The sequence below is a fragment of the Rhodothermaceae bacterium genome (assembly GCA_009838195.1).
Taxonomy (GTDB): Bacteria; Bacteroidota; Rhodothermia; order Rhodothermales; family Bin80; genus Bin80.
This window is the reverse complement of record VXSC01000031.1, coordinates 80,051-94,482: the sequence shown is the minus strand read 5'-3', so window position 1 is coordinate 94,482 and position 14,432 is coordinate 80,051. Positions and strand designations below refer to the sequence as shown.

The window sequence follows — 14,432 nt, the reverse complement described above, 5'->3', positions numbered from 1 at the left end:
TGATTATCTATTACCGGCATGGAAGGTTGCAGCTGCCACATCCGCAGCCCCCATTTATTTCAAACCCGTTACCATTCCAGGTCGTGGTAAATTTGTGGACGGTGGATTATGGGCTAATACTCCAGCTTCAATTGGAATCTTGGAAGGGCTTCGACTCAAGAAAAGCCTTGACGATATTGAATTGCTCGCAATTGGAACCGGAAGTTCAACATTTCAAAGATCTGCTGACCACGGAAAAGGAATCCTTTCGAGGATAATTCAGAAAAGAAAAGATGGACTCATGGGATGGAATACTGATCTTGTTAAACTTACGATGAACGTTCAGACGGATCGGGAGGAAAACTTCATGAAGTTCATGCTTGAAGATAGATATTGTCGAGTACAATTTCCATTGCCTCAAGTTGGTTTTGAGTTGGATTCCGTTCACGATGTTGAAGCGTTATCTGAAATAGCATTTGAAGAGGCAAAATGCAGTGTACACGAAATCAGTCAACGTTTTCTGACTACCAAAGCAACTCCCTTTACCCCCGAACCATTTTAAACAAACAATATTACCATGATACTCAAAAAAGCTTTTGACAATTTTCTTAGGGACCGCGTGAACCTAAACCAGACTAGAATAGATCGCATCATTTCAGCCCACCACTCTGTACGAGAAAAACTCGAAGAAGATGAATGGATCTCCAAGTATTTCATTGATTCTAAGCTTCAAGGAAGCTATGCTCTTGGTACTGCTATACGGTCTTCACATAAAGAAGGGACATATGATGTAGATGTAGTCTTGGGCTTAGACTTGGAAGACGAATATGGTCAATTGCCAAGTGGAATTTCAGTTCTTAAGAATGTTCAGTCAGCATTGGAGGAGATATCGCTTTACTCTGGAAAGACGGAGATCCTCAAATGCTGTGTCCGTGTAGCTTATAGCTCAGATGGACTTGATTTTCACCTTGATGTCGTCCCTGCACATGTTCCTGAAGGTATGCGCGATCCGCTCCAAATCCCCCGTGACTGGGATAAAACAAATCCACTCGGCTACATTGACTGGTTTAATGAGACAAATCGTAATGGGTCAGGTCATCTTCGACGGGTCGTGCGACTCGTCAAGTATTGGAAAGATCTTCACAAGCTTGAAAGTCCAAACTCAATGGTTCTCACAACGCTGGCGGGCCGGTTTCTTCCGAAAGAGGCCCTGTCGGTAGATGATGCTCTGGTACAGGTACTTGGTGGAATGATAGCATGGGCAGACGAGTGTTCCAACGCTGATGAACTGGATGTTCCCAATCCATCTCTTCCAGAAGAGAATCTGGCTCGAGATTGGCACTTCGACCAGTTTACCTCATTCCGAGACCGCTTGAGGTCTGCTTACGAAGACGCCAAGACAGCTCGTGATTCTATAGATGAACAAGAGACGATTGACCTATGGAACGGCCCTCATCTGTTTGACGGGAAGTTCCCAACTGAGGTATCAAAATGTAGCAATAAATATCAGGAGGTCGCGAATGATTTTAGCAAGGCGCAAGTCGGTGTTAGCCCATCCGGCGTCATTGGATCTCTAGGAGTTGTACCTCCTTACAACAGAGGCTATTACGGCAGGGGCGGCCTAAGGCAAATGCGTAACCGTAATAAATCTTTTAGAGATTCAATGGCCTGTCAGAAGTTAGCTATGAAGAGCAAGTTCCCAGACTTTCAATGTGGTAATAAGGGAGATGGGATTGTTTTTACTGGCACATTAAAGCCTGGGGAAACTTTGCAATCATATAAAATCGCAGTAAAATACACCCCTTCGTGTCATCCCAAAGTGTTTGTGTTATCCCCGGAGCTTCATTCAATGGCTCCCCATGTTTGGCCCGACGACAAGTCTCTATGCCTTGTGAACCCTAAAGTGTTCCCGTGGCACCCGTCTCACTTGGTTGCGAAAGTTACCATTCCATGGACTGCTTTGTGGCTGTTTTTCTACGAAGGATGGTTGGACACAGGGATATGGTACGGACCAGAGTTTCCACACGATGATGGTGTAGAGAAATTTCAGATCTAACGTTTAGAAAATGATTGGTCACAGGATCCTCTTGCAGCATCCCGACCCAGTCTTACTACTACCATCTAAAAAGCACTCCGTCCTTGCAGGGGTACAACACCCTCCGCATATCCTATGATATATTTACAATCAGTTAGATACCTACCATGCAAATTCAAATTCCCAAGCCACTAGACGAATACGATTTTGAGCGTGGGATAAAGGTTTTATTTCGGTGTATTCTTGGAGACCCGGGAGTTGATCGTCACGGTAAGCGTGGGCAAACACAACAAGGGGTTGACGTTCATGGGCTAATTCTTGGACGACGAAATAGTGACAAAAATAAAATCGTTGGAATTCAATGTAAACGAAAGGAACAGGGTAAGAAATTGTCAGTGAGGGAGGTGAAGAAAGAAGCAAAAAAGGCACGGCAGTTTAAGCCTTCCCTGTCGGAATATTACATTGTCACCACTGCACCGAAGGATGCTAAACTAGATAAGCTCGCACTGGAGTTGTCGGTGCCGAAAAGCGGGGATCATCCAGAGGGAATGCGAGTCTGTGTCTGGGGTTGGGAGACACTACAAGATGAAATCAATCAGCACCCGGAAGCAATTCGAGCTTTTGTCCCGACATATACGTTTTTCGATGATCAACCAGACAGCAAACTCGATGAGATAAGCAAAAAACAAGATGATATTTTGTTGGCTTTTCAATCTCTCTCTCATACCTTTGAGCCAATAATTGATGACTCAGTAATTCACGATGAACTTGACTCTCAAATCAATGAATATGCAACTCTCGTACGGGATCAGCCTTCAGTAGCGCTGAAATTGCTAGAATCGCTGTTGGAAAGGCATTGCAGCAAAGCATCCAATTACATTCGGTTCAGGATTGTTTCTAATATTGCTGGCTGTCACTTAAATCTTGGAAATCAAGGAGTTGCTGCAAAAGGATTCATTGAAGCATTTGATCTTGACCCCGAGAATCCAAAAGCAGTTGCTAACAAAGCATTGGGTTTCCTAATCGGTAATAACTGGGATGATCTGAGATCGTTTGCCGAAGCCAAACTTCAAGCGCATCCTGAAAATGCCCGGCTCGCTGCCTTTTACATTCATAGTTTGATTGGTGATGAGGCAGTCAGTGATCCTCTTGACTATGTGTCTGGTGCAGTTCGGAGCAGCGAGGAAGTAACGATTGCAAATGTGCGGTGGCTGATGGAGCGAGGTAATGATGGAGATTGGTGGGAAGCTGCCAAAGCTGCATACAAGATTTATCCACAAAACGATGAGGTATTGGAACTCTATGCCGGTGCACTTCTGGAACAGGTCATCAAGATGTCTGTCCTCGTCTACGGGCGTGAATTAGGTGAGGATGATCGAGATAATGTTAAGAGAGCAATCAAAATCTATGCTTCTCTATGGTCGAAAATATACAATAATAGACCCGTTAGGGAAGGGGAGGTATCCATCCCAATCAACCTTGTAACTGCGTATCGAATTAGAGGTCAATCGGGAGAGGCCCTTAAGGTAGGTGAACAGGCACTCGACCTTTTTCGTGAAAATGAAGAATTGAAGATAGGCGTGGCTGCTGTATTAGTTGAGCAAGGAGAATTTGACCGTGCTTTGGAGTGCATCTCTGATGTTGGGGATCATCAAGAGACCATCAAAATGCGGTTTGAGATCGCATTGGTGACCAAAGACTGGCAGACTATTTCCGATCTTGTCAGCAATGAGTTGGACTCTTTTCCGAAAGGCAGACGCACATTTCCAGTCGCAATTGGAGTTCTCGCACAGGTACATTTGGCCCCTGCGGAAAAACGCTGTTCAATATTAGAAAGGCATCAATATGATTTTCAAGATGATGCCTGTGCATTGATTCCCCTTGCACAGTATTGTCGGTTGCATGAATATTTTGATCTTGCTGAAAATTATTTCACGGCGGCGATAAAAGCCGTGGAAGCAGGTGACGATCGACTGGATTCTCGTACCTCCGTTGCCCAAGAAGCATTAGATCGAAAACAATACGAGACTGCTATTGACATGCTATCTGGATATGTCCCAGTAGACCGAAAGAGTCAAGCTTTACTGCTGTTGGCGCAGGCTCTGATCAGTCTATATCCGATCCGTCAGCAAGCCATTGATTTTTTCGAAGAACTCCCATCCCATATCCGAGAACTGCATGACTTTCAGAAGATGGAAGGGATTCTCCTGTTCAACAGTGGAAATCCTCATGATGCAATCGGCCCATTTTCTGGGGTGTTTGAAAAGAAAACATGTGTTGAAAACTTGACACTCCTAATTCAAGCTCACTTGCGTGCAGGTGACAAACAAGCCGTCAGGTCACTTCTCTCGAATCCGAATATTGAAAAATTCCCAGGATTAAGTTTGGATAGGCTTCATCTCTGCTATTTTCTAATTCATTTCGGTGAAAATGAACGGGCGATAGATTTAGCATACGAAGCACTAATTGAAGGAGTTAATTCTCCTGTTGTTGTGGAAGAATATTTGATGGTAGTGCTTCAGTTTCCACCGCACCTTAAAGGTAAAGTTTACGATGAGGTTGCAGAGGGGCTATGGGTTCGCTTTACATCCCAAAACAACAAAACCTACCGAGTAATAGTCGGTGAGTCTGCGGACAGGTTATGGGGCGAACGGGGGGATCTATCAAATGCATTTATTTCCCAAGCTTTCGGCAAGAAAGTTAACGGCCAATTTGAATATACCAATGCCTCTGGCACAACCGAAATATGGACCGTATCTGAGATCAAACCTCGGTGGCTTCAAGCTTTTCACTATCTGAGTGAGGTGCTCGGCGAAAGGTACCCAGAAGTTAGAGATGTTGCTGTTTCCCGTATTGATAATAACAATATCCAGGCAATATTGGACAAGGTACAACAACATAGTCAGGCATTCTACAACCGGGCTACCCCATATCTGAAGGGTGAAATCCCATTGTCCCTTGTTGCGTGGGGAATGGTTGGAGGCCCCGTTGCCTTTGCCGATTATTTAGTCTTAACTGGAAAAAGTATCCAAGTCAGTTTTGGTTCGGAGTTTGAGTATTCCGAAGCTCGCATGTTGATTAACAGCAACGACGATTCCGGTGCCGTCATTGATGCCTATACGGCTTGGAGAGCTGCAGAATTAGGCGTACTAGCAGTCCTCAGAAAATGTCTAGGGGTATTATTGATGCCGGCCAGCGAGATGGCGATTCTCCAAGGAATGGTGCAAAGTAGCGAGGATCTTTCCTCACGAGAAACGATGTATCTAAACTATCATGAGGGAAACTATTATCGCCAGATTATCACACCCGAGGAGCAAACCGAACGGCTCAACATAATGAAAGGATTGATTGCAGACATTGAAAAAGAATGCAGAATTGAGGCTGTTGTAATTCCAGACGAATTACCTGATGCTGTTGAGCAAATCATTAATTCTCCTACAGGTGAAGCTTTCATTTGTGCGGTTCTTGCGAGAAAGCACAACTTACTGCTGCTCTGCGAAGATATGGTCATGCGCCATTTTGCGAGGTCTCTATTAGATGTTAAAGGGCTGTGGATCCAAGCTGTCCTAGTCAGTGCTATGGAGAACGAAACGCTTGCTCGTAATGAATACAGTGATCTATTAGTGGAGTTGGCTCATCGGGGGCATTTTCATATTCCAATGAGTTTGAAGGATATGTTTTCTGTTTTTGAGCGTGATGAAAGTCCAGATCTCACCCAACTGAAAATTCTGTGCAGAGCGTTTGGAAGCATGACAGCAGATCGTGATTCACACATTGAAGTTGCCGTTGATTTCATTAACCGAATTTGGAAAGATGGCGGGTATCAAGGAGAGCACTTGACTAAGCCAACCGATATAGTCCTGAGTGCATTACTCTTGAACGAGAATAACAATCGAGAACATTGGGATGCACTGATTTATGACAAGCTAAACAGCGCCCCGCTAGATTACTTTGCAAAATGGTGCAAGGAGCATCCAAACCTACTGTTTCCCTCTGATGGGTAGGTTATTATTGTGCTAACCCTCAACATAATTCCCATAAATATCTTTCGTTCTCTGGGGCATGAAATTTGGGGATATGAGAATAACACAGTGGAAATTGACCGTCAAACGAAACGCGTATTGAGTTGGAACAATTCGTAGAGGAATTTGAAAATGCGTAATTAGTGTCCGTCCAAGAAATTTCTATTCGCAAATTGTGCCCTGTTGTCTGCCCTTGGATATTGGTCATCAATTTGACACAATTGTATCTGCCTGATCGTTCATCAACGCACACAATTCGTCTCTATTGGATACGCCTATAAAATCCACCTGTACGGTCCACTTGGTTTCTTTCTTGAATGAGCGGATTGGTTACACTGTCAGGCGTAATTACTTGTACTGGTTTTCCAGACGGTTGAGGCGCTTTCTTACAGGCGTGGCAGACACAGACAATCAAAGTTCTACAAGCGGCTAGGCTGGATGCTCTCTAATTTCGAAGAGAAATTCGCCATAGTTTATTAGTGGGTGTACTAAGTACAAATCCGATCTTTGCCATCTTAGTAGATGCAGGAAAGGAGAGTAAATGTATTTGAGGGATATGTCAATCTGTTAATTCTCTGTGATACAGATGAGATGCACTGTATTTCTACTTACACTGATACCTTTCGTATCTCCCCTAGCGCAACCAGATTTGCCGATTCGACAATTTGAGAGACATCCAAGTAGATACGAATACTTAACGTTTTCACCAGATGGGACCAAACTTCTCACCCGATCTGCTCATCTTCTGGGGTGTACTCATTCGAACGACACGGATACATGTGAATACGTAGCATCCACCATTTTGTGGGATGTTTCTACGGGGCATATGTTACGAGAACTACATTCCTATCGTTACGAGGATGGAGAGGGCTATCCTCGCCATCCCCATCCGCCGCTTTTTTCACCGGATGGTTTACAACTTGCATCAAGCGAGAGAGATAGCTTAATCCGTATTTGGGATGTGGCTACTGGACGGCTGCTGACAGAGACGCCTGGATTGGGAGAGGGGATGATTTTTTCCCCAAACGGTGCTTACGTATCGTTTCATGATGGGACTCAAGTCCGCCTTTGGGATTGGACTACGCGACGTGTACGTTTCCTTCGGCACCGTTCCAACGTTATTTCTACAGCATTTACCCCAGGTGGCATCTACTTGATGTCTGTAGCAGATGATGGAATCAGACGACTGTGGGATCTGGCGACGGGACGGGTAGTGCAGCAAACCAGTAATCCAGATGCCATTGGAATCATAAAGTTTTCTCCAGATGGTACTTATCTGGCGACCCAGGTGGGAAACTCCGAAATCATTCTATCAGATGCGGATACTGGCCAACAGGTGTGGAGAACCAAGCCTTCTGGCGAAGAGGAGTACATCGAAGATTGGGCATTTTCACCAGGTGGTACTTACTTGGTGATGCAGGTGAGGACTGATCGAACACCACCATTCTTCGATCTGATTGATGTGACCACGGGGATGGAAGTAGCGCAATTCAGGCGGGACTGGAGTACCACCGCGAGTTGTTGCTGGTACCGTTCCTGGTTCGGATTCTCGATGGGTGATAGTTACTTTTTGGAACTGATTGAATCGTCATTTGATGGCGATCATGTTCGTGTATGGGATACAGCTACAGGGCAAACTATATATACAATAACCGCTGAAGGGCCCCTAGCCATGTCCAATGATGGACAATTCCTTGCATTGATCCGCGAGGATCAGGAAGATGAACCCGTCAGATTGTGGGCTTCACCTTCGTTAACATTACAATTTGACGAACATATTGAAAATCAGGGCTATTTTCTTGGTAGACCTATTACACCTCTTGTGCTACCCAACGCAATCGGGGGAATACCCCCCGTTTACTACACGCTATCCCCAGAGCTGCTTGCTGATTTGCAATATGATGCCCCAACAAAAACCATCTCAGGAATTCCAACTGCGGTTACCTCTGATCCGGTAGAATACACTTACACGGCAACGTCTATAAATGGACAGGTAGATAGCCTAAAATTTGAAATCAGTGTATCTGAGCCGACTTTCACAGAAACCACGACGTCTTTGCCAGAGACCTTTACGGTTATCGGCAACTATCCGAATCCATTTGAGGGTGTTACCCAATTGGTGTTTGATCTACCGTGGCCTGCACATGTTCGGGCAGAGATTATTGATGTGACCGGAAGGCAGGTTTTAGCTGTTCCCGAAAATCGTTCGGAAGCTGGATGGCACAGACAAATAAAGATAGACGGGGCATCGCTACCATCGGGGATCTACCTTTACCATCTAATTGCGAATTCTCCCGCCGGAATCTTTGTACACACGGGACGAATTGTGAAAGTGCGATAAAACTTTTACTTAGTCAAGAGACAATTGCCCATATCCCTTCGCACGGAGGTTCAGAATAGTTTAGCGTGTCCCGAACACCTGGTGGTAGGGCGCGGACGATATGAACCGTCATTCTGACCCCTATATCGTATCCCGGTTAATTAGAGGTGATGTTTATCTTTAGGAATTATATATCCTCCGTCAGATTACACCGAAACAAGACGATCAGGATTTCCGGTTCGACTTCAAACACCTCAGAAAGAATGAGTAGCACAGCTGAACTAAAGCATTTTATTGGAGGGGTATGGGAATCCTCGCAAACAGATGATATCCTGAAGGGCATCAACCCTGCAACCGGAGAGGCGATCAGTCTCATCCCGATGGCCTCTTCTGCGGAAGTGGATATGGCGGTACGAAAAGGGCAGGATGCTTTCGTAGAATGGCGACGCACCCCGGTAACGGAGCGGGTTCAGTATCTCTTCGCTCTACGCCAGCTGCTTGAGCAGCATTTTGAGGAGATTGCTTCCATGATGACTCAGGAATGCGGAAAAACCATCGTTGAAAGCCGGGCAGAACTGCGACGCGGGGTCGAAAATGTTGAGGTTGCATGTGGTATGCCAAGTCTGATACAAGGCTACAACAATGAAGATGTTGCCAGTGGCATTGATGAGCACATGATTCGGCAGCCACTTGGTGTTGTCGTTGCGATTACACCATTCAATTTTCCTGGCATGATCCCGTTGTGGTTTCTACCCTATGCTATAGCAGCCGGTAATTGTTTTATCCTGAAGCCGAGTGAAAAAGTACCCCAGACCGGTGCTTGGTTGATGCGATTACTGAACGAAGTAGGGCTACCCAAGGGGGTCGTACAAATGGTACATGGTGGAAAAGAAACGGTAGATGCACTCATTGAGCATCCTTTGACACGGGCGATCAGCTTTGTAGGATCAACTAGGATTGCCCGATATGTGTATGCAAAAGCTGCAAAACATGGGAAGCGGGTTCAGTGCCAGGGAGGGGCTAAAAACGTAGCGGTCATTTTAGAGGATGCCGAAATGGGGTTGACCTCGGAAATTCTGGCCGACTCAGCGTTTGGATGTGCCGGTCAGCGATGTCTGGCAAATAGTCTGGCGGTAACTGTAGGGGACGCACGGGATGTATTTACGGAGGCAATGGCGGAAGCCGCCCGCATGCGCAAGGTCGGGTACGGACTGGATGAGGCTTCAGAAATGGGACCGGTCATCACACCGGAAAGTCAAACATCGATTGAAGAGATGGTGGGGGTGAGCGAGAAAGAAGGTGCACGCATTTTGGTTGATGGGCGAGGGAGGACGGTAGATGGGTTTAACAATGGGAATTGGGTGTTCCCTACGCTCATTGATGACATAGATCCTGGTAGTACACTCGCGAAGACGGAAATATTTGGACCCGTGTTCGGATTGATGCACACGGCGAACCTGGATCATACGATTGAGCTGATCAACTCACAGGCGTACGGTAACATGGCCTGCCTGTTTACCAGGAGTGGTGCTGCAGCTCGAAAATTTCGGTATGAAGTGGATGCCGGTAATCTCGGAATTAATCTGGGTGTTGCTGCTCCAATGCCTTTTTACCCGTTCAGTGGCTGGAAAGACAGCTTCTTTGGCTCCCTCCACGCCCAGGGCAAGCACGGAGTGGAATTCTATACACAAACCAAGGTCGTCGTTGAGCGCTGGCCAAGTGTATGGAGCCGAAAATTTTAATGGATTCCACTGGTGATTACGATCCTGAACCACATCTCACAGTATTTAGGTATCGAAATTACTGCGTAGTTTACACCCTGGAATCACACTGGAATAGAATTATGTTGATAAACAGGTACATTGCCATTCTGCTTTTTGGACTTGGCTGGATACATTTGAGTGCTACAGCTGAAGCACAAACGGCAGAGCTCTTCGACGATTTGGAGTTTCGCTATATCGGCCCGTCACGTGGAGGGAGAGTGACCACGGTAACCGGGCATAGAGATACCCCTGAGACATTTTACATGGGGGCAACGGGGGGAGGAGTCTGGAAGACGACAGATTATGGAGCAAGTTGGGAAAATATTTCCGATGGATATTTTGAAACCGGTTCAATCGGTTCTATTGATGTAGCCGACAGTAATCCCCAGGTTGTTTATGTGGGAACGGGATCAGATGGGATTCGCAGCAATGTGATCATCGGTCGGGGGATGTACAAGTCCGTGAATGGTGGCGAGTCGTGGATGCATATTGGGCTTCGGGATGCAGGCCAGATTGGTTCGGTCGTCATCCATCCGACCAATCCACAGGTTGTCTATGTGGCGGCGTTGGGGAATCCATTTGGCTCAAATCCAGAGCGTGGCGTATTTAAGTCCATTGATGGCGGGGAAACCTGGGAGCATGTACTGTTTATTTCAGAGCGGACGGGGGCAGTAGACCTTGAGCTTGCACCGGAGAATTCAGATGTTATCTACGCTGCATTATGGAGAGCGGAACGCAAACCCTGGACGATCATCAGTGGAGATGATGGCTCTGAAAACGGGATTTATGTCTCGCGTGACGCAGGTAAAACTTGGTCCAGGAGTACGGATGGATTACCCCAGGGGTTGATTGGTAAGATTGATTTTGCGGTAAGCCCTGCAGATCCCAGCCGGGTCTATGCATTGGTTGAAGCGGTTCCGGAGGAAGAAGGCCTCTATCGATCCAATGATATGGGGATGACCTGGCATGTAGTCAGCACGGAAGGTTACCTGATGACCCGCCCCTTTTATTATACGAATGTAGATGCGGACCCGACAGATGCGGATGTAGTCTGGGTTAACAATCTTGCGCTTTGGCGCTCAGAGAATGGAGGGCAGGAGTGGACGAGAGTCGGGACTCCACATGGGGATAATCATGATATGTGGATCAATCCCGATGATCCGCTCATCATCGTTCAGTCGAACGATGGCGGGGCAAATGTTACACGGGATGGTGGCAGAACATGGTCCTCGCAGCATAATCAACCCACAGCTGAGCTCTATCAGGTTGATGTGGATGAACGGTTTCCATATTGGGCATATGCAGGGCAGCAGGACAACTCTACGATTGCCGTTCCAAGCTTACCCCCAGATTTTCGCCCAGGGGGAGTTACCGCACACTGGGAAGCGATCGGAGGATGTGAAACGGGGCCATCGGTCCCTCATCCGGTGGATCCAATGATCGTCTACAGCAATTGTAAAGGCACCTTCAGACGCTATAACCGTGCCACCGGGCAGCAGCAGTCCTATTATGTTGGGGGCGTCAACATGTATGGTGTGAATCCGCGTGAGTTGCCGTATCGCTTTCAGCGGGTAGTTCCGATTGAAATCTCCCCCCACGACCCCAGTGTTATTTACCATGGATCCCAGTTTGTGCACCGTACAACGGATGAGGGGCGCACTTGGGAGACGATCAGTGATGACCTGACTGCGTTCAGGTCCGAGCGTCAGGTAATCAGTGGTAGCCCAATTACGAGAGATATCACTGGAGAAGAACACTACAGTGCGCTCTATGTGATTGAGGTCTCTCCGATTAATGGGAACGTCATCTGGACTGGGGCCAATGATGGTCCAGTGCATGTGACGCAGAATGGTGGACAGACATGGACCAACGTGACCCCACCAGATATGCCACCCGAAGGGCGGATTCAAACCATTGATCCCTCCCCCCACGCCGAGGGTAAGGCATATGTGGCTGGGTATCGGTATTTACTTGGAGATTTTGAGCCCTATATCTACCGGACGGACGATTTTGGGGCAACTTGGACGAGATTAACGGACGGGAAAAATGGGATCCCGCATGATTATCCGACGCGCGTCATTCGAGAGGATCCAGGAAGAAAAGGACTACTGTATGCAGGAACCGAGTTTGGCTTGTTTATCTCATTTGATGATGGCAAAACTTGGAAAAAATTCCAACAGAGCCTACCCGTGACGCCAATTACAGATTTGAAGGTTCATCGTGAGGATTTGGTCTTGTCAACCATGGGTCGAGGGTTTTGGATCCTGGATAATATTACTGCTCTGCATCATGTCACTCCGGACATCGTGAATTCAGATGCTTATTTGTTTCCAATACGGGATACGTATCGAGTGAGGTATAATTCAAGTTCCGGTGGCAGTGCTGCACCCTCCTATCCCCGATCTGGTGTGGTCATTGATTACTACTTCAAAGAGGAGCAGATAGGAGACGTAACATTGGATATTTTGGACCCTGAAGGAAAGATCATCCGAACAATTGAAGCGGAGGAGTATCAGCCTGAGCTGGCCGCAGTTCAGGGGATGCGTGCTCCTCCGAGACTGCGTGCTCCCGCATCTGCGCTTGAGCGTGCTTCGGGTATGCACAGATATACATGGGATATGCGTCACTCGGGATTAAGTGGTCCCGGTCTTCGGAATCTACAAGGGCCGCTGGTACCGCCAGGCACCTATCAAGTGCGTCTGAATGTGGATGGAGAAACCTTCACTCAGGAAGCCGTACTTCTGATTGATCCGCGTGTAGCTGCGGATAATGTCAAACAGAGTGATCTCCAGGCACAGTTTGAATTTGGGGTGGAGCTCATGAAGGCCCGCGGTGATGCTGCTGCCGCAGTTCAGAGGATTGATGCACTTATCAAAGACACTGAGGATAAAGCTGCGAGAAAGACTGCAAAGCAACTGCGAGCACTGCTTGTAACCGCGGTCGGGGACAGCTATCCTCAGCCCATGCTCATTGATCAGTTGAGATATCTTTCTGGCTTTACATCCCAAGGGGATTTTCGTCCTGGAAAAGATGCATATGAGCGTCTTGCACGGTTGCAGAGTGATCTTGCTGGAATCATTCAACAATTGGACGAACTGTAAGGGGAACCAGGAGTGCTTCGAAAATCGGCTTGGGCCGCTCCATTACTTCTGGCAGATGCCTGGAATGGGTACCGTCCCCGTGATTCGGGCTGATATGACCAGTCGGCCGAGCGTTGGTCCGTACGGCTTGCAGAGATGACGATTACTCCGAGATGATAGACATTACTGCAATTCTTGGGGGCGAGGCAACTGATCTACTTCAGCATCGGTGTCAGCACATACCTGCTTCCCTGATCAGATCTCCTGGACCTGATTTTTTTGAGACGGCTGGGGCCATTTCTGATCGCCCTCCGCGCGTGGTGAGAGCGCTTGAGAGATTATATGGAGCGGGGCGTTTAGCTGGGACCGGGTATTTGAGCCTTCTTCCTGTAGATCACGGGGTTGCACACACCGCAGGGATGGTCTTTGCCTCCAATCCCGTATATCTGGATCCGACGGCAATTGTTGACCTGGCAGAACATGGGGGTAGCAGTGGGCTTGTGACCACCTATGGAATACTTGGGATGGTGGCTAGGGCGGCCTCCAGAGATTTGCCACTCATTCTGAAGTTAAATCATGACAATCAGTTCACATGGCCTGCACGTTATGAGAATATTCTGTTCAGCCGCGTCCATGAAGCCGCGGAGATGGGCTGTGTGGCTGTTGCGGCTACCGTGTATTTTGGTGGTCCCAACGCCCGCAGAGAGTTACGGTTGGTATCAGGATTGTTTACGGAAGCACATGGGTTGGGGATGGCCACGATATTATTCAGCTATTTGCATCCCACAGCACTTCAAAAAGGAGGGGATGATATCATTTATTCGGCGGACCTCACGGCTGAAGCAAACCATCAGGCCGCAACGGTGCAAGCAGATCTGATCAAACAGAAGCAACCATTATGGACAGGAGGAGCGGACGCACTGGGGACCGATTATGGGCCTGTGGATATGCAGACGCCCAAGGAGTTGTCCTCACCCCATCCAATTGACCTAACGAGGTATCAGGTTCTGGCCTGCTATGCTGGTGGCATAGGCTTAATCCATTCGGGAGGGGCCAAGGGGGAGAATGATCTGTTGCAATCGGTACGGGCAGCAGTGATCAATAAGCGGGGCGGGGGCGGAGGGCTTCTGGCAGGTCGCAAAGTATTTCAGCAACCTTTGACTGAAGGAGTCCGGCTTCTACATGCAATTCAGGATGTTTACCGAAATCCTGATGTGGCCGTGGCCTGAGTGC

7 protein-coding genes are annotated in these 14,432 nt (G+C 47.5%); all 7 read left to right on the top strand.

The annotated features are described in order from the left end of the window. Positions 1 to 541, top strand: a 541-nt coding sequence (locus F4Y64_07105; protein ID MXX97368.1) for a patatin-like phospholipase family protein, incomplete at its 5' end; no start/stop codon positions are given. A 15-nt stretch (positions 542 to 556) separates the two neighbouring features. Beyond that, positions 557 to 2,035 carry a nucleotidyltransferase gene (locus F4Y64_07100; protein ID MXX97367.1) on the top strand — a complete coding sequence of 493 codons (1,479 nt, stop codon included), beginning with the start codon at positions 557 to 559 and terminating at the stop codon, positions 2,033 to 2,035. 146 nt (positions 2,036 to 2,181) lie between these two features. After that, positions 2,182 to 6,018 carry a hypothetical protein gene (locus F4Y64_07095; protein MXX97366.1) on the top strand — a complete coding sequence of 1,279 codons (3,837 nt, stop codon included), beginning with the start codon at positions 2,182 to 2,184 and terminating at the stop codon, positions 6,016 to 6,018. Between the two features lie 604 nt (positions 6,019 to 6,622). After that, positions 6,623 to 8,377 carry a T9SS type A sorting domain-containing protein gene (locus F4Y64_07090; GenBank protein ID MXX97365.1) on the top strand — a complete coding sequence of 585 codons (1,755 nt, stop codon included), beginning with the start codon at positions 6,623 to 6,625 and terminating at the stop codon, positions 8,375 to 8,377. 242 nt (positions 8,378 to 8,619) lie between these two features. Further along, on the top strand, positions 8,620 to 10,098 hold the full coding sequence (locus tag F4Y64_07085; protein ID MXX97364.1) for a CoA-acylating methylmalonate-semialdehyde dehydrogenase: 1,479 nt from the start codon (positions 8,620 to 8,622) through the stop codon (positions 10,096 to 10,098). Positions 10,099 to 10,199: 101 nt separating this feature from the next. Further along, positions 10,200 to 13,220 carry a hypothetical protein gene (locus F4Y64_07080; protein MXX97363.1) on the top strand — a complete coding sequence of 1,007 codons (3,021 nt, stop codon included), beginning with the start codon at positions 10,200 to 10,202 and terminating at the stop codon, positions 13,218 to 13,220. Between the two features lie 152 nt (positions 13,221 to 13,372). Then, on the top strand, positions 13,373 to 14,428 hold the full coding sequence (locus F4Y64_07075) for a class I fructose-bisphosphate aldolase (GenBank protein ID MXX97362.1): 1,056 nt from the start codon (positions 13,373 to 13,375) through the stop codon (positions 14,426 to 14,428). The last annotated feature ends 4 nt before the right edge of the window (positions 14,429 to 14,432 follow it).